This window comes from Rhizobium sp. NFACC06-2 (assembly GCF_900101425.1).
Lineage (GTDB): Bacteria > Pseudomonadota > Alphaproteobacteria > Rhizobiales > Rhizobiaceae > Agrobacterium > Agrobacterium leguminum.
Map to the genome: position 1 here is coordinate 680,703 of NZ_FMVA01000001.1, position 15,764 is coordinate 696,466.

13 protein-coding genes and 1 tRNA gene are annotated in these 15,764 nt (G+C 60.5%); 11 read left to right on the plus strand and 3 right to left on the minus strand.

Going from position 1 to position 15,764, the window contains the following annotated elements; all coding sequences use genetic code 11:
• Positions 1-116: 116 nt before the first annotated feature.
• The 7 genes from F3H58_RS03585 (at position 117) to F3H58_RS03620 (ending at position 5,822) form a co-directional block, all read left to right on the plus strand.
• Complete coding sequence (locus F3H58_RS03585; protein WP_003522606.1) at positions 117-374, plus strand: hypothetical protein; 258 nt, start codon at positions 117-119, stop codon at positions 372-374.
• Between the two features lie 382 nt (positions 375-756).
• Positions 757-1,692, plus strand: a complete 936-nt coding sequence (locus F3H58_RS03590; protein ID WP_149741219.1) for a siderophore ABC transporter substrate-binding protein — start codon at positions 757-759, stop codon at positions 1,690-1,692.
• 76 nt (positions 1,693-1,768) lie between these two features.
• Entirely contained in the window at positions 1,769-2,734 is a 966-nt protein-coding gene (locus tag F3H58_RS03595; RefSeq protein ID WP_149741220.1) for an ABC transporter permease, read from the plus strand.
• A complete protein-coding gene (locus F3H58_RS03600) occupies positions 2,727-3,695 on the plus strand; it encodes an iron chelate uptake ABC transporter family permease subunit (protein ID WP_149741221.1) in 969 nt (322 codons plus the stop codon). Before F3H58_RS03595 ends, F3H58_RS03600 begins: the two co-directional genes overlap by 8 nt.
• Complete coding sequence (locus F3H58_RS03605; RefSeq protein WP_149741222.1) at positions 3,692-4,450, plus strand: iron ABC transporter ATP-binding protein; 759 nt, start codon at positions 3,692-3,694, stop codon at positions 4,448-4,450. Before F3H58_RS03600 ends, F3H58_RS03605 begins: the two co-directional genes overlap by 4 nt.
• Before the next feature lie 122 nt (positions 4,451-4,572).
• Positions 4,573-5,061, plus strand: a complete 489-nt coding sequence (dps, locus tag F3H58_RS03610) for a DNA starvation/stationary phase protection protein Dps (RefSeq protein WP_003522611.1) — start codon at positions 4,573-4,575, stop codon at positions 5,059-5,061.
• A gap of 686 nt (positions 5,062-5,747) precedes the next feature.
• Positions 5,748-5,822 (plus strand) — tRNA-Gly (locus F3H58_RS03620).
• Between the two features lie 150 nt (positions 5,823-5,972).
• Here the strand turns inward: F3H58_RS03620 and F3H58_RS03625 are convergent.
• Positions 5,973-6,806 (minus strand): aldo/keto reductase, encoded by an 834-nt coding sequence (locus tag F3H58_RS03625; protein ID WP_149741223.1) that lies wholly within the window; start codon positions 6,804-6,806, stop codon positions 5,973-5,975.
• 61 nt (positions 6,807-6,867) lie between these two features.
• On the minus strand, positions 6,868-8,049 hold the full coding sequence (locus tag F3H58_RS03630; RefSeq protein WP_149741224.1) for an MFS transporter: 1,182 nt from the start codon (positions 8,047-8,049) through the stop codon (positions 6,868-6,870).
• Positions 8,050-8,211: 162 nt separating this feature from the next.
• Here F3H58_RS03630 and F3H58_RS03635 point away from each other — a divergent pair, with 162 nt between their 5' ends.
• A complete protein-coding gene (locus F3H58_RS03635; RefSeq protein WP_149741225.1) occupies positions 8,212-9,111 on the plus strand; it encodes a LysR family transcriptional regulator in 900 nt (299 codons plus the stop codon).
• A 9-nt stretch (positions 9,112-9,120) separates the two neighbouring features.
• On the opposite strand, the gene F3H58_RS03640 is transcribed toward F3H58_RS03635, so the two are convergent.
• Entirely contained in the window at positions 9,121-10,020 is a 900-nt protein-coding gene (locus tag F3H58_RS03640; protein WP_003522616.1) for a LysR family transcriptional regulator, read from the minus strand.
• 248 nt (positions 10,021-10,268) lie between these two features.
• Here F3H58_RS03640 and F3H58_RS03645 point away from each other — a divergent pair, with 248 nt between their 5' ends.
• The 3 genes from F3H58_RS03645 to F3H58_RS03655 all read left to right on the plus strand — a co-directional run bounded on the left by F3H58_RS03645 (position 10,269) and on the right by F3H58_RS03655 (position 15,647).
• Entirely contained in the window at positions 10,269-11,075 is an 807-nt protein-coding gene (locus F3H58_RS03645) for an alpha/beta hydrolase fold domain-containing protein (protein ID WP_149741226.1), read from the plus strand.
• Positions 11,076-11,131: 56 nt separating this feature from the next.
• On the plus strand, positions 11,132-12,322 hold the full coding sequence (locus F3H58_RS03650) for an efflux RND transporter periplasmic adaptor subunit (protein ID WP_003522618.1): 1,191 nt from the start codon (positions 11,132-11,134) through the stop codon (positions 12,320-12,322).
• Between the two features lie 130 nt (positions 12,323-12,452).
• Positions 12,453-15,647 carry an efflux RND transporter permease subunit gene (locus tag F3H58_RS03655; protein ID WP_149741227.1) on the plus strand — a complete coding sequence of 1,065 codons (3,195 nt, stop codon included), beginning with the start codon at positions 12,453-12,455 and terminating at the stop codon, positions 15,645-15,647.
• The last annotated feature ends 117 nt before the right edge of the window (positions 15,648-15,764 follow it).

A 15,764-nucleotide genomic window follows, 5' to 3' on the forward strand; every position in this document is an offset into this window, starting at 1 on the left:
CCTCCCAAGGCAACTGGCCCCGTATCTTCGGATGCGGGGCCTTTTTTATTCACGCCAACGGGATGTGTGATGCACGCACGCCCATGATAGAATTGAGCCAACCGCAGGAGAAAAACATGCGCACGATTGCGATCATGATGGTTCTGGCGCTTGCCGGCTGCACCACCGCCCCCGATGTCGAGCCCATTCCCGGCAGCATCACCTATGGCGGACAGCCGCGCACCAAACTGACCAAATCCCCCATCGGCAGCACGCTCAGCAATGAATTCGTCATGGGCGACGGGCGGCTGGCGATCGAAACCTACCGCGTGCAACCGGATCGGTCGCTGAAACTGGAGAGGCGCGAAATCGTCGGCGACTGGCCGCCGGATTGAAGGAAGATATGGGCCTCGATGTGGTTCCCGCTTCTACTACGACTGACCACTCTTACCGTCATGCCGGACTTGATCCGGCATCCAGCCAGCCCAAGTCCTTGGGCTGAAAGCAGTCCTTCCCGCCGCGCAGACGCGCGTCGGCTGGATGCCGGATCAAGTCTGGCATGACGGATGTCGTGGCTAGGCTGCGTCTTACGTCCGGCGATCACAACGAGTCTTGCTACGAGCGGCTCCCCCTTTCCCGCTCACCGCAATTCAGAACCGTTCTAAAACATAATTTTGATTTCCGCCGACCTTGCCAATAAAGCTGATCGCCAACATCAAGTTAACCCGGCGGGATCACGTCCGCCGGCTCGGAACCATATTGCAAGGGACATATTAAGTGGCCATCAACTTCACCTTCCCCGTTCGGCTGCTGGCGGCAGCGGCCTTCAGCCTCGGCGCGATGACGGCAAGTGCCGAAGAAATGACGATCAAGCACGCGCAGGGCGAGACCGTGCTGAAGGCGGCGCCGAAGAAGGTTCTGGTTCTCGATATTCCCTCGCTCGACAATCTCGATGCGCTCGGCGTCGAGCCCGCCGGTGTCGTCGGCTCCAACCTGCCCACCTATCTGCAGAAATATGCCGACGGCAAATATCTGAAGGTCGGTACGCTGTTTGAGCCTGATTATGAGGCGATCAATGCGGCCGAGGCCGATCTCGTCATCGTCGGCGGCCGTTCGCGAGCGAAATATCCGGACGTTGCGAAGATCACGCCCGCCATCGACATGTCGGTGGATTCCAAGGAATTCATCGGCAGCGTCAAAGCCAACATCACCAAGCTCGGCGATATCTTCGGCAAGCAGGAAGAAGCCAGGAAGCTTGATGCCGCCATCGATGAAAAAGTGGCGAAGCTGAAGGAAATCGCACCCAATTCCGGCGCAGCGATGATCCTCGTCACCAATGCCGGCAAGGTCGGCGTTTATGGCCCCAGTTCGCGCACCGGCTGGCTGCACACCGAAATCGGCTTCAAGCCGGTCGCAGCCGACATCGACGACCGCTTTGACCGCGGCGATGTCGTCTCCTTCGAATATCTGGCCGAGGTCAATCCCGAATGGCTGTTCGTGATCGACCGCGACGCCGGCATCGGCCGCGCCACCGACCCCGGCAAGGCCGCCGCGCAGGTGCTGGACAACGAGCTGGTGCACCAGACCAATGCCTGGAAGAAAAAGCAGATCGTTTATCTCGATCCGCAGGCGGCCTATATCGTCAGCAGCGGTTATACGGCACTCTCCACCCTGCTCGATCAGGTCTACAAGGCCGTCTCCGAGAAGAAATAACCCCTGCCGAACAACATCAGGGCTCCCGATGGCTTGAGGCTACCGGGAGCTTTCGCCTTTTCCGGAAACCGCCAACGTGAAGTCCCTTTCACTGATATCAGCCCTCCTTCTGGCCCTGGTGCTCGCCATTACCAGCCTGTTCGTCGGCGTCAGCAACGTTTCGCTCGCGACGCTTTTCGCACCCGACACGAGTGCAGACGCGCTGCGCGTGCTGCTCGTCAGTCGCATTCCGCGCACGCTGGCGTTGATACTGGCCGGAAGCTCGATGGCGATTGCCGGGCTCATCATGCAGATGCTGGTGCGTAACCGCTTCGTGGAACCTTCGACGGCGGGCACCACCGAATCCGCCGGCCTCGGCCTGCTCACCGTCACCCTGCTTGCGCCGGACACGCCTATCTTCGGCAAGATGCTGGTGGCCGCCGTTTTCGCGCTCGCCGGTACCGCGCTGTTCCTGCGTATCCTGAGGCAGGTGCCGCTGCGCGACGTGCTGCTGGTGCCGCTGATCGGCATCATGCTCGGCGGCGTCATCTCCGCCGTCACCACCTTTTTCGCTTATCGTTTCGATCTCCTGCAATCGCTGGGCGCGTGGATGACGGGGGATTTTTCCGGCGTGCTGCGCGGCCGTTATGAGTTGCTGTGGGTCGGCTTCCTCTTCGCCATCGCCGCCTATCTCGCCGCAGACCGCTTCACCGTGGCCGGCATGGGCCGCGATTTCACCACCAATCTCGGCCTCAACTATCGCCGCGTCATGGCGCTCGGCCTCACCATCGTCTCGCTGGTCAGCGCGGTCGTCGTCGTCACCGTCGGCATGATCCCCTTTCTCGGCCTGATCGTGCCGAATGTCGTCAGCCTGATGATCGGCGACAATATGCGCCGCTCAGTGCCCTGGGTGGCGACGCTCGGCGCGGTCTTCGTGCTTTCCTGCGATATCATCGGCCGCACCGTGCGTGCGCCTTACGAAATACCCATCGGAACCGTGGTCGGCGTCATCGGCAGCGCGCTGTTCCTTTATCTCCTGCTGCGGAAACGTCATCATGCGTGAGAGACATCCCGACCGGCGTGCAAAAACCGTTCTGCTCGTGCTTGCGGTATTCGCACTGATCTCCATGGCCGCCTTCATGACGCTCGGCGCCAAGGGCAGCTGGAGCTTCGTACTGCCGTTTCGCGGTATCAAGCTTCTGTCGCTCTTGCTGGTGGCCTATGCCATCGCGGTCTCAACCGTGCTGTTCCAGACGGTCACCAACAACCGCATCCTTACCCCTTCGGTGATGGGTTTCGATTCGCTTTATGTGCTGATGCAGACCGGGCTGATCTTCGTCTTCGGCTCGGCAACCGTCGTCCTGATCGATCCGCAGCTGAAATTTCTCACGGAGACCGCGCTGCTCGTCGCCTTTTCCGCCCTGCTCTATCGCTGGCTTTTCGTCGGCGCGGAACGCAGCCTGCATCTTCTGGTGCTGGTCGGCATCGTCTTCGGCGTCTTCTTCCGCAGCCTCTCGGGTTTCATGCAACGCGTGCTGGACCCCAATGAATATACGGTGCTGCAGGATGTGCTGTTCGCCAGCTTCAATTCCATCGATCCGACGCTTCTTGCCGTCTCCGCCGCCATCATCGGCGTGGTGACTATCATCGGGCTCAGGCTGATGCACACGCTCGACGTCCTCTCGCTCGGCCGCGCAACGGCCATCAGCCTCGGCGTCGAATACAAGCGCACGGTCACCATCATCCTCGTGCTGGTCTCCGTGCTGGTCGCCGTCTCGACCGCTCTCGTCGGCCCGGTCATGTTCTTCGGCCTGCTGGTGGCAGCCCTTGCCCATTATCTTACCGGCAATGGCAAACACGCCTATGTGTTGCCGGCCGCGATCCTCATCGCCGTGATCTGCCTCGTGGGCGGTCAGGTGGTGCTGGAGCGGGTCTTCGCCTTCGATACGGCGCTCTCGATCATCATCGAATTTCTGGGCGGTATCGTCTTTATCGGTCTTATTCTGAAGCGGGGTGCGCGATGATCATCGCCAGTCAGATCAGCAAATCCTATGGCGACAGCCTCGTCGTCGATGGCGTCTCCGTCTCCATTCCGGCAGGTGGCGTCACTTCCATCATCGGGCCGAACGGTGCGGGAAAATCGACGCTGCTTTCCATCGTCGCAAGGCTGATGTCGATGGATGCCGGAACAGTGACGGTAGACGGTCTGGATGTCACGAAAACCCCATCCGATTCGCTGGCGAAACGGCTCTCCATATTGCGGCAGGATAACCACATCTCCTCGCGCCTGACGGTGCGCGATCTCGTCGGTTTCGGCCGTTACCCCTATTCCAAGGGCCGGCCCACCATCGAGGACAAGGTCCACATCGACCGGGCGCTGGAATATCTGCACCTCGAAGCCCTTGCCGGCCGGTTTCTGGACGAGCTTTCCGGCGGCCAGCGACAGCGCGCCTTCGTGGCGATGGTGCTGTGCCAGGATACAGATTACGTGCTGCTCGACGAGCCGCTCAACAACCTCGACATGAAACACGCCTCCAGCATGATGAAGATCATGCGCCGCGCCGCTGACGAGCTGAAGAAGACCGTGGTTCTGGTGCTGCACGACATCAACTTCGCCTCCTGGTATTCCGACACCATCATCGCCATGCGCGAAGGCCGCATCTGCCATCAGGGGCCGGCGGAAGAGATCATCCGGCCGGACGTCCTCAAGGACATCTACGACATGCCGATCCGCGTCAAGGAGATAGACGGCCGGCGCATCTGCCTGTTTTACGAATGACATGATGATTGTGCAGGATTTTCGCTGTCCCAGTGCTTAGCATGGAACAGGGCCTCAGGCCCGGACGTTAAACGACGGACTTTTCCAAAGCGGCATTCCGTCCGCAACTTCAGGAGACATCGATGAAGACGCACAAGACGAAGAACGACCTGCCTTCCAACGCCAAGTCGACCGTGATCGGCATTCTGAACGAATCGCTCGCCTCGGTGATCGACCTTGCGCTCATCACCAAGCAAGCGCACTGGAACCTCAAGGGCCCGCAATTCATCGCCGTGCATGAACTTCTCGACACTTTCCGCACCCAGCTCGACAATCATGGCGATACGATTGCCGAGCGTGTTGTCCAGCTTGGCGGCACTGCGCTCGGCAGCCTGCAATCCGTCTCTTCCACGACGAAGCTCAAGGCCTATCCGACCGATATCTACAAGATCCACGACCATCTGGACGAACTGATCGAGCGATATGGCGAGGTCGCGAACATGATCCGCAAGGCTATCGACGATTCCGACGAGGCGGGCGACCCGACAACGGCGGATATCTTCACCGCCGCCTCGCGCGATCTCGACAAGTCGCTCTGGTTCCTCGAAGCGCATGTTCAGGAAAAGAGCTGAGCCGGAAGGGGCTGCCGCCACAACACACACGAAAGCGCCCGAGATGCTCGGGCGCTTTTTTATTGTCATATGGCGCAATCAATGCCGACGTAAGACGGCAAGTCCTATATCGCGCAACATTTCATGGTCGAGAATACCGCGCTGGGCGCTGCGGATCAGAACCGCTGCGCACTCATTGGCAACATGGCTGCTGCGATCTTGAAGGCACTCGAAACATACGCCATCGAAAATATTCTGTAGATCGGTGATCTGCTCTGGCGACAATTGTGCGCCAACTCTTTCAAAAGCTGCGTACGACAAGGCTCATCCTCCCGATGATGATATGCCAAACATCGTTCCCAATATCGTTTTGATTTTTCTTGTGGACAGGGAATTTGTACACCCGAACGAATCACTTGTCGAATCAGATTTTAACCAAATGTAAATAGGTTATTTTCTGGCCTTCCCGCCGGCCGCCAACCCCATGGCAGGGGGATAAAAACCAGCTGAAACAATATCTTCAGCGAAAATTCCCTGCTCTTCAGCCCGTGATGGCCGCCAGATTTCGGATAAATCCGCACACAGGCGGATTTCCACCGAAACCGCAAAAGAAACTGTTGCATTCCAAAAACGATTGAGCGATATAGCACCCGTCGCCGCTTCGGTGGCCCACGGTTCAGCGAACTACCCCGGACCGGTGGATTTGAGCGGGTGTAGCTCAGGGGTAGAGCACAACCTTGCCAAGGTTGGGGTCGAGGGTTCAAATCCCTTCGCCCGCTCCAAATTTCCAGAACAGGCAGATAAATCTTCACTGCACCCGATGTGAGACGCGTCTTTTCCCTGGGCTGTGACGCGCATCGCCGTGCGAAATGCGCAAGGATTTTTCACGCATGGGCAAACCGGGAAGAGCATTCCCTACCCGGTCTTTGTCATCAGGCAGCCTGGTCCCAGACCGGCGCAAGCCCCTCCGGCGAGACGATGCGGCCATCCGGTCTGGCGAGCGAACGGATCGCCGCCATTTCATCGGCTGAAAGCTCGAAATCGAAGATGGCGAAATTTTCATCGACGCGGGCTTCGCTGACCGTTTTGGAAAGGGCAACGACATCCTGCTGCTGCACCAGCCAGCGCAGCACCACCTGCGCCACCGATTTGCCACGGCCTGCGGCAATCTCTTTCAGCACCGGATCGGTGAAGACCTTGCCATCGGCCATGCCGTAATAACCCGTCACCGACATGCCGGCAGCCTTTGCCGCGGCGATAACCACGTCCTGATCGATATAGGGGTGGTATTCGATCTGGTTGGTCACGATCGGGGCCTTGGACAACTTCACCGCCTCGGCCATCAGCGCCGTGCTGAAATTGGAAACGCCGATATGGCGCACCTTGCCCGCTTCCTTTACCGCGTTCAGTGCACCGATCTGTTCTGCAAGCGAAACCGCCTCGTTAGGCCAATGCAGCAGCAGCAGGTCGACATAATCGGTCTTCAGCTTTTTCAGGCTCTCATCAACGGAGGCGAGGAAGGCATCGTGCCTGTAGTTCTCGACCCAGACCTTGGTGGTGAGAAACACGTCGCCGCGCGCCACGCCCGAAGCAGCGATGGCTTCACCGACCTCGGCCTCATTGCCGTAGATTTGGGCGGTATCGATATGGCGGAAACCGGCTTTCAGCGCATGGGGAACGATGCGCAGCACATCGGCACCGGGAATACGAAACGTGCCGAAACCCAGCGCCGGGATCGAAGCGCCATTTGCGGTGACATCAAACATATATTTTCTCCTTTGAAGTGGCCCGGCCGACTTGGGAACGGCCGGGAATTTTATGAAAAGTTCAGGCGGTTTTCAGGGTCAGCGCGGCGCGGCGGTCGAGCGCGCTGCTCCAGAGGGTCAGGAGCAGGGCCACGGCGACGAGGATGGCGCCGACCCACGGGGTTGCGGCAAGCCCCATCGGCGATTCCACCACCAGACCGCCAAGCCATGCGCCAATGGCGATGCCGAGGTTGAAGGCGGCGATGTTGAGCGCCGAGGCGACATCGACAGCGCCGGGGCGATGTTCCTTGGCAAGCTGCACCACATAAAGCTGCAGGCCGGGAACATTGGCGAAGGACAGGAAACCGAGCGCGGCAAGCGTGATGAGCGTCAGCACCGGCGAGAAGGCGGTGAAGGAAAAGACGAGCAGCACGATGGCCTGCGCCAGGAAGAGGCCAATCAGCGCCCTGGCGGGGTTATGGTTGGCGATCCTGCCGCCGCCGATATTGCCGGCCGCAATGGCGATGCCATAAAGCACGAGGATCAAACTGACGCTCTTTTCGGAAAAGCCGGTGACATCCTGCAGGATCGGCGCAAGGAAGGTGAAGGCGACGAAGGTGCCACCGTAACCGAGCGCGGTCATGGCGAAAACGATAAGCAGGCGACCGGAGCCGAGAACACGGACCTGATCGAAGAGGCTCGCCGGCGGCGCCTTCTTGAGCGTGTTCGGCAGAAGCGTGGCAATGCCGACGAAGGCGATGACGCCAAGTCCGGCAACGACCCAGAAGGTCGCACGCCAGCCGAAGACCTGCCCGATATAGGTGCCGAGCGGAACGCCGGTGACGATGGCGACCGTCAGCCCCATGAACATCATGGCAATGGCCGAGGCGCGGCGGTTTTCCGGCACGAGATCGGCGGCGATGGTGGAGCCGACCGAGAAGAAGACACCATGGGCGAAGGCGGCGATGACGCGGGCGACAAGCAGCATCTCATAGCTGGGCGACAGGGCCGCAGCGCTGTTGCCGATGATGAACAGGGCCATCAGGCCGAGCAGCAGCGGCTTTCTTTCGATCCTGCCGGTCAGCGCCGTCAAGATCGGCGCACCGAAGGTGACGCCCAGCGCATAAACGCTGACGATGAGGCCGGCAAGCGGCAGGGTGATGTAAAGATCGGTCGCGACCGTCGGCAGAAGACCGACAATCACGAACTCCGTGGTGCCGATCGCATAGGCCGCGATCGTCAGGGCAAATATGGCCAATGGCATGACGAATACCTCTTCGCCCGCAGCGGGATCGCGGGCGTTCTGGACAGCGGTGCTGTCCGGTTGGATCAAATCTATGGACCGTAATATGGGCGAAGGGGACTTGCATGATAATCGGCAAAGATGGATAAATACCTTTGAATTAGTTTCACAGGCAGAGCGGCGATGGACAATCGGGCCGGAGAAATGGAAGTCTTCGTGGCAGCGGCTGAACTCGGCAGTTTTTCGGCCGCCGGGCGCAGGCTTAAGCTTTCACCCTCGGCTGTGAGCAAGCTGGTGACGCGGATAGAAGACCGCCTCGGCACCCGTCTTCTTGCCCGCTCCACGCGTGTGGTGACGCTGACGCCGGAGGGGGAAGTCTACCTTTCCCGCGCAAGGCGCATTCTGGCCGACATCGCCGAAACGGAACAGATCGTGGCAAGCGGCGGCAAGGTGGTGCCGCGCGGCCTGCTGCGCGTCAACGCCACGCTGGGCTTCGGCGAACGTTACCTCCTGCCGCTTGCGCCGGAATTCCTGTCGCTTTATCCGGAAATCGAGCTGGATATCTCGCTGACCGACGGCGTCATCAGCCTGATCGAGGAACGCACCGATATCGCCATCCGCTCGGGCGCGATGGGAGATTCATCCCTGAAGGCGAGGAAGCTGAAGGAAGTCCGCCGCGTCATCGTCGCCTCCCCCGCCTATATCGAACGACACGGCATGCCGGAAACACCGCAGGATCTGGCGCGGCACAATTGCTTCAGCTTCAATTTCAGCCGCAGCCTCAACGAATGGCCGTTTCGCAACCCCGGCTCTACGGAAGTCTACCGCCTGCCCGTAACGGGCAATGTCTCGGTCAACAGCGGCATGGCCATGCGAAGGCTCTGCCTGACGGGCCTGGGGCTGGGAAGGGTCGGCGAATTTCATATCGAGCCGGATATCGAGGCGGGCCTGCTCGTGCCGGTGCTGGAAGACTATAATGCCGAGGAGATGGAAGTGATCCACGCGGTTTATGCCGGTCACGAACATCTGGCTGCCCGCGTTCGCGCCTTCATCGATTTTGTCGCAGCAAGGGTCGGGCGGTGACTGGCCGGCTCACACCAGGCCGTGCACCAGCTTGGCCAGCCAGTCGACAAAAACGCGGACCTTGTTGGTTACATGCCGGGTCTGCGGATAGACCACATAGATCGGCATGGCCTCGCGCCGCCATTCGGAAAGCACCGGCACCAGTTCTCCCCGCGAAAGCGCATCCTTCACCATGAAAACGGGAAGCTGCACGATGCCCATGCCGGCCAGCGCGGCATTGAGATAGGTGCGGCTGTCATTGACCGAGACGACATAATTCGGGGTTAGCTCGACGCTACGCACGCCATTGTCGAAGGAGGCCGGCATGATCTGGCCGGTGGTGGCATTGAGGTAGCCCACCGAATAATGCTCCTTCTCCAGATCCTCCGGTTCTTGCGGCATACCGAAATTTTCGATGTAGGACGGCGAGGCAAATGTCTCGAACCGGAGTTCGCCCACTTTACGGGCAATCAGCGACTGATCGCGCAGCACGCCGACCCGCAGCGCACAGTCGACATTCTCCGCGATATAATCGACGAGACGGTCGCCGACACCGAGATCGAGACGGATTTGCGGATAACGCTGGTAAAATTCGCAAAGATGTGGGATAACCACCAAGTCCGCGAAGACACCGGCCATTTCTACGCGCAACCGGCCGGATGGCTGCACCTGCGCGCTGGACATGCTACCGTCAAGTTCTTCGATTTCCGATAAAATCTGTGAGGCCCGCTCATAATAGAGAGCGCCGTCCGTTGTCAGCATCACCCGGCGCGTGGTGCGGTTGAGAAGTGTGGTGTGCAAATGCGCCTCCAGCGCCTGCACCATATTGGTAACAGTGGTTTTCGGCATGTTCAGCGCGGTGGCGGCGCGGCTGAAATTGCCGGTTTCCACGACCCGCGTAAAAACCCGCATGGCGGAGAGCTGATCCATTCACTGCCTCGGAGATATGATTATCCGTTATTTCGGAATAGTGTTTTCAAATTTGCATGCTTGATCGTTTCGATCCGAACAATAATATGGATTTCAGATTTTGCAATATGATCCGCCTTGAAGCATATCGCGCAAAAGTGCGTTGCGGTTTTGCGGTGACGACATGCGGCAAGATAAAACTTAAAGCGCAGGAGCGAATCCGAAGGATCGCAACACGCTTTAAGTGGTGGCGCAAAGGATCTGGGTTCATGAACGCGCATTGGGAAAATATGGGTAGCGAGACGTCCGCGTCGAAGCTCTCCGTGCGCCGTTATGAAGGTTCCTGCCTCTGCAGCCATCCGCCTGTCGTGCTTTATCTGCGCGGCGGATCGTTTCTGGAACCCGGTCTCGAGCCGGGCGGCAATTGCCCCGAGCTTCCGGTGGCCCGCGCGCTCGCGGAAAGCGGCGCAGTGGTCGTGGAAGCCGACTATAGCAAGGCGTCCGGCAACGAGTTTCCGATGGTCATCGATTGCGCCTATGAGGCGCTCGATCATCTGAGCCGGGACCGCAAGCATTATGGCGGCGCGAAATCGCTGCTGTTCGTGGCCGGCGAAGAGGCTGGCGGCAATGTGGCGGCGGGGCTTGCCTTGAAGGCCCGCGACCGCATGCCGGGCAAACTCGCAGGCCAGATTCTTCTGTCGCCCATGATCGACCCGATGATGACGACGGAATCCTTCCGCGATGCGGACAGGATCGGCATGCGCCAGCGCTGGGCCGATGGCTGGAGCCATTACCTTGCCAAGGCGTGCGGGTTTTTCCACCCCTATGCCGCGCCCTGCCAGTGCACGCGGCTGAACCGGGTGGCACCGGCGCTGATCTTTACCGCCGAGGACGACCCTCTGCGCGACGAAACGGTCAATTATGCCGACCGCCTCATCGCCTCCGGTGTCAGCGTCCGGCAGCATGTTTTCCCCGCCGGTGTCGGCTGGACGGGGCTTTATCAAGGAGAGGGCGGCGGATGGGTGTCATCCGTCTGTTCGGAGTTCAAGACCTACGTTGACCAGTTAAAACACTGAAAATTCGCATTTATTTATGAACGACCTGCTCCCGATCGGGGGCCAAGGAGATACCCATGACGCTGAACACAAAGCGCCGGGCCCTGACGGGTGCCGGCATCGGACTTGCCATGTCCGTTGCAGCAGCAGCACTGTTTTTCGACCTCCCCACCAGCCGCGATGCAACGGCCGCTTCCACGCCGGCCGAAACACCGGCAATCCCGGTTACCGTCGCCAAGGTCGAAAGCCGCGACGTGATGCGCTGGGAAGAGTTTTCCGGCCGTCTCGAAGCCGTTGACCGGGTGCAGATCCGCTCGCGCGTCGCCGGCCAGATCAAGGCCGTGCATTTCCGCGAGGGCGCGCTGGTGAAGGAAGGCGATCCTCTCTTCACCATCGACCCGGCCCCTTATCAGGCCGCCGTTGCGGGTGCTGAAGGCCAGGTTGCTTCCGCCGAAGCCAAGGTCAGCCTTGCCAAAACGGAACTCGACCGTGGCCGCAGGCTTTCCGACAATCGCACCATCTCCCAGAGCGATCTCGACCAGCGTCAAAGCTCGTTTGCGGATGCCGAAGCCCAGCTTCGCGCCGCCCGCGCAGCACTGACCACGGCTCAGCTCGATCTCGGTTATACCGAAATCCTCGCCCCGGTTTCCGGCCGCGTCGGCCGCATCGAAATCACCGCCGGCAACCTCGTCGCCGCCGGCTCCACATCGCCGGCGCTGACGACACTGGTATCGGTCAACCCGATCTATGCCAGCTTCAACGCCAGCGAAGGCGTCGTGGCCAAGGCGCTTGCCGAACTGCCGCAGACGGATGGCGCCCTCCCCGCTCTCGAACAGATCCCGGTGGAAATCGGCACGCTTTCGGATGAGGGCACGCCGATCAAGGGCACGCTGCACCTGATCGACAACCAGGTTGATTCGGCAAGCGGCACCATCGGTGTCCGCGCCGTCTTCGAAAATCCGGACGGCAGGCTCATTCCCGGCCAGTTCGTGCGGGTGCGCATGGGTGAACCGAAGCCGGAAAACCGCATCGTCATCAGCGACCGGGCCATCGGCACGGATCAGGACAAGCGCTTCGTCTTCGTGGTCGATGCCGAAAACAAGGTGAGCTACCGCCAGATCAAGCCGGGCGCACCGGCCGATGGCCAGCGCATCATCGAAAGCGGCCTTGCCGCCGGTGATACGATCGTCGTCAACGGCCTGCAGCGCATTCGCCCCGGCGCGACCATCGCACCGCAGGCGGAAGACAAGGTTGCTGCTTCGCAGTAACCCGCCTCTTTGATCAGTAAGCGTCCCGCCTCCCGCGAGACGCCCCTTCAGACAGAACCGGCCTTCACCGGCGGCAGAATTGCCGCCGGAACGGCCTTCGCATTCCCAAAGACCCGGAGAGGGACTGGATATGAATATTTCCAGATTTTTTGTCGACCGGCCGGTATTCGCTGCCGTGCTTTCGGTCCTGATTGTGGTGGCAGGCCTACTCGGCATGCGCGCCCTGCCGATTTCGGAATATCCCGAAGTCGTTCCGCCATCCGTCGTCGTGCGCGCCACCTATCCCGGTGCGAACCCGACCGTTATTGCCGAAACCGTCGCGACACCGCTGGAAGAACAGATCAACGGCGTCGAGGACATGCTCTATATGGGCAGCCAGGCGACGTCCGACGGCGTGCTGACGCTGACCGTGACCTTCAAGCTGGGCACCGACCCCGACAAGGCGCAGCAGCTGGTGCAGAACCGCGTGTCGCAGGCCGAACCGCGCCTGCCGGCGGAAGTGCGCGCCCTCGGCATCACAACGGTGAAGAGCTCGCCCGACTTCATCATGGTCGTCAACCTTGTTTCCAAGACCGACGCCTATGACATCACCTACCTGCGCAACTATGCGACGCTGAACGTCAAGGACCGCCTCGCCCGCATCGAAGGTGTCGGCCAGGTGCAGGTCTTCGGCGCAGGTGACTATTCCATGCGCGTCTGGCTCGACCCGCAGAAAGTGGCCGAACATGATCTGGCTGCCAGTGACGTCTCCGACGCCATCCGCCAGCAGAACGTGCAGGCCGCAGCCGGCGTCATCGGCGCTTCGCCGAGCCCGAACGGCGTCGACCTGCAACTCAACGTCAATGCCCAGGGCCGTCTGACGACGCCGGAAGAATTCGGCAACATCATCGTCAAGAGCGGCGCCAATGGCGAAATCACCCGCCTGCGCGATGTCGCGCGCATCGAACTCGGCGCAGCAGACTACACGCTGCGTTCGCTGCTCGATGGTGAGCCCGCCGTGGCTGTCGCGGTCCTTCAGGCCCCCGGCTCCAACGCCATCGAAATCGCCGACAATGTCCGCGCCACCATGGACAATCTGCAATTGGCCATGCCCGATGGCGTGAAATACGAGATCGTCTACGATACGACGAAATTCGTGCGCTCCTCCATCGAGAAGGTTGTCGATACACTCCTCGAGGCCGTTGGCCTCGTGGTGCTTGTCGTCATCCTCTTCCTCCAGACCTGGCGCGCCTCGATCATTCCGCTGATCGCCGTTCCGGTCTCGATCATCGGCACCTTCGCCGTCATGTATGCCTTCGGCTTTTCCATCAACGCGTTGACGCTGTTCGGGCTCGTGCTCGCCATCGGCATCGTGGTGGATGATGCCATCGTGGTCGTCGAAAACGTCGAGCGAAACATCGAAAACGGGCTCTCACCGCGTGACGCCACCTATAAGGCCATGCGCGAAGTCTCCGGCCCGATCATCGCCATTGCGCTGGTTCTCGTCGCCGTCTTCGTGCCGCTTGCCTTCATTTCCGGCCTGTCCGGCCAGTTCTACCGGCAGTTCGCGCTGACGATTGCGATCTCCACCGTCATTTCGGCCATCAATTCGCTGACGCTTTCACCCGCTCTTGCGGCCCTGCTGCTGAAGGAACACGGTGCCCCGAAAGACTGGCTCACCCGCTTCATGGACAAGATCCTCGGCTGGTTCTTCCGCGGCTTCAACCGTGCCTTCGGCGCGGCCTCGAACGGCTACGGCAAGACGGTCGGCGGCTTGGTGACACGCAAGAGCTTGGTGATGATCGTTTACATGGCGCTGGTGGCTGCCACCTATGGCATGTTCACGACAGTGCCGAGCGGCTTCGTGCCGGCGCAGGACAAGCAGTATCTGATCGGTTTCGCCCAGTTGCCCGATGGCGCAACGCTCGACCGCACCGAGAACGTCATCAAGCGGATGAGCGCGATCGCCATGGAAACGCCCGGTGTCAGCCACGCCATCGCCTTCCCGGGCCTGTCGATCAACGGCTTCACCATCGGCTCCAACTCCGGCATCGTCTTTGCGGTTCTCGACGATTTCGAAAAGCGCAAGACACCGGAACTCTCCGGCGGCGCCATCGCCATGCAGCTGAACCAGAAGTTCGCCGGCATTCAGGATGCCTTTATCGCCATGTTCCCGCCGCCGCCGGTCAACGGTCTCGGCCAGACAGGCGGCTTCAAACTGCAGATCGAAGACCGCGCCGGCTACGGCTACCAGACGCTGGACGAAGCGGCGAAGGCCGTCATCGCCAAGGCATATCAGACACCGGAGCTGGCAGGCATCTTCTCCAGCTACCAGATCAACGTGCCGCAGCTCTTCGCCGATCTCGACCGCGCCAAGGCGGAACAGCTGGGTGTCTCCGTCAGCGACGTGTTCCAGACGCTGCAGATCTATCTCGGCTCGCTCTATGTCAACGACTTCAACGCCTTTGGACGGACATACAGCGTGCGGGTTCAGGCGGATTCCCAGTTCCGTGCCCATGCCGAAGATATCGGCCGCCTGAAGGTTCGCTCCGCATCGGGTCAGATGATCCCGCTGTCGACGCTCTTGAAGGTAAATGCGACGACGGGGCCGGAGCGCACCAACCGTTATAACGGCTTCCTTGCGGCCGATATCAACGGCGGTCCGGCACCGGGCTTCTCCTCGGGACAGGCGCAGGCAGCGATTGAAAAAATCCTTGCCGAAACCCTGCCCGCAGGCGTCGACTACGAATGGACGGACCTGACCTACCAGCAGATTCTGGCCGGCAATTCCAGCATCGTGGTCTTCCCGCTGGCGCTGCTGCTCGTCTATCTCGTGCTCGCCGCGCAATATGAAAGCCTCACTTTGCCGATTGCGATCATCCTGATCGTCCCGCTCGGTGTGCTTGCGGCCCTCACGGGCGTCTGGCTGACGGGAGGGGATAACAACATCTTTACGCAGATCGGCCTCGTCGTCCTTGTCGGTCTCTCGGCGAAAAACGCGATCCTGATCGTGGAATTCGCCCGGGAGCTGGAATTCGAAGGACGAACACCGCTTCAGGCGGCCATCGAGGCAAGCCGGCTTCGCCTGCGCCCGATCCTGATGACCTCGCTCGCCTTCATCATGGGCGTGGTGCCGCTGGTCGTCTCCACCGGTGCAGGTGCGGAAATGCGTGCGGCCATGGGTGTCGCGGTGTTCTCCGGTATGATCGGCGTAACGTTCTTCGGCATCTTCATGACACCGGTCTTCTACGTGCTGGTGCGCAGGCTGGCGGGCAATCGTCCGCTCATCCAGCACAAGCAGGAAGAACCGGCCAATTCGGACTACAAGCTCGAAAAGGCCGGCTGAGACCGCACTCCCATCCACCGCCACCTTCGAAGCAAGCCCGCCGCGCATCCCAAGATGCGCGGCGTTTTTCATGGTTGGGGCGTTCATACGACATCGCTGAAATAGAATCTGTTTCAA

Excerpts from the sequence above, each read along its gene's own strand:
- dps (WP_003522611.1), top strand. The coding sequence starts at position 4,573 with ATGAAGACGCACAAGACGAAGAACGACCTGCCTTCCAACGCCAAGTCG.
- F3H58_RS03600 (WP_149741221.1), top strand. The coding sequence starts at position 2,727 with ATGCGTGAGAGACATCCCGACCGGCGTGCAAAAACCGTTCTGCTCGTG.
- F3H58_RS03635 (WP_149741225.1), top strand. The coding sequence starts at position 8,212 with ATGGACAATCGGGCCGGAGAAATGGAAGTCTTCGTGGCAGCGGCTGAA.
- F3H58_RS03605 (WP_149741222.1), top strand. The coding sequence starts at position 3,692 with ATGATCATCGCCAGTCAGATCAGCAAATCCTATGGCGACAGCCTCGTC.
- F3H58_RS03655 (WP_149741227.1), top strand. The coding sequence starts at position 12,453 with ATGAATATTTCCAGATTTTTTGTCGACCGGCCGGTATTCGCTGCCGTG.
- F3H58_RS03645 (WP_149741226.1), top strand. The coding sequence starts at position 10,269 with ATGAACGCGCATTGGGAAAATATGGGTAGCGAGACGTCCGCGTCGAAG.
- F3H58_RS03625 (WP_149741223.1), bottom strand. The coding sequence starts at position 6,806 with ATGTTTGATGTCACCGCAAATGGCGCTTCGATCCCGGCGCTGGGTTTC.
- F3H58_RS03650 (WP_003522618.1), top strand. The coding sequence starts at position 11,132 with ATGACGCTGAACACAAAGCGCCGGGCCCTGACGGGTGCCGGCATCGGA.
- F3H58_RS03585 (WP_003522606.1), top strand. The coding sequence starts at position 117 with ATGCGCACGATTGCGATCATGATGGTTCTGGCGCTTGCCGGCTGCACC.
- F3H58_RS03630 (WP_149741224.1), bottom strand. The coding sequence starts at position 8,049 with ATGCCATTGGCCATATTTGCCCTGACGATCGCGGCCTATGCGATCGGC.
- F3H58_RS03640 (WP_003522616.1), bottom strand. The coding sequence starts at position 10,020 with ATGGATCAGCTCTCCGCCATGCGGGTTTTTACGCGGGTCGTGGAAACC.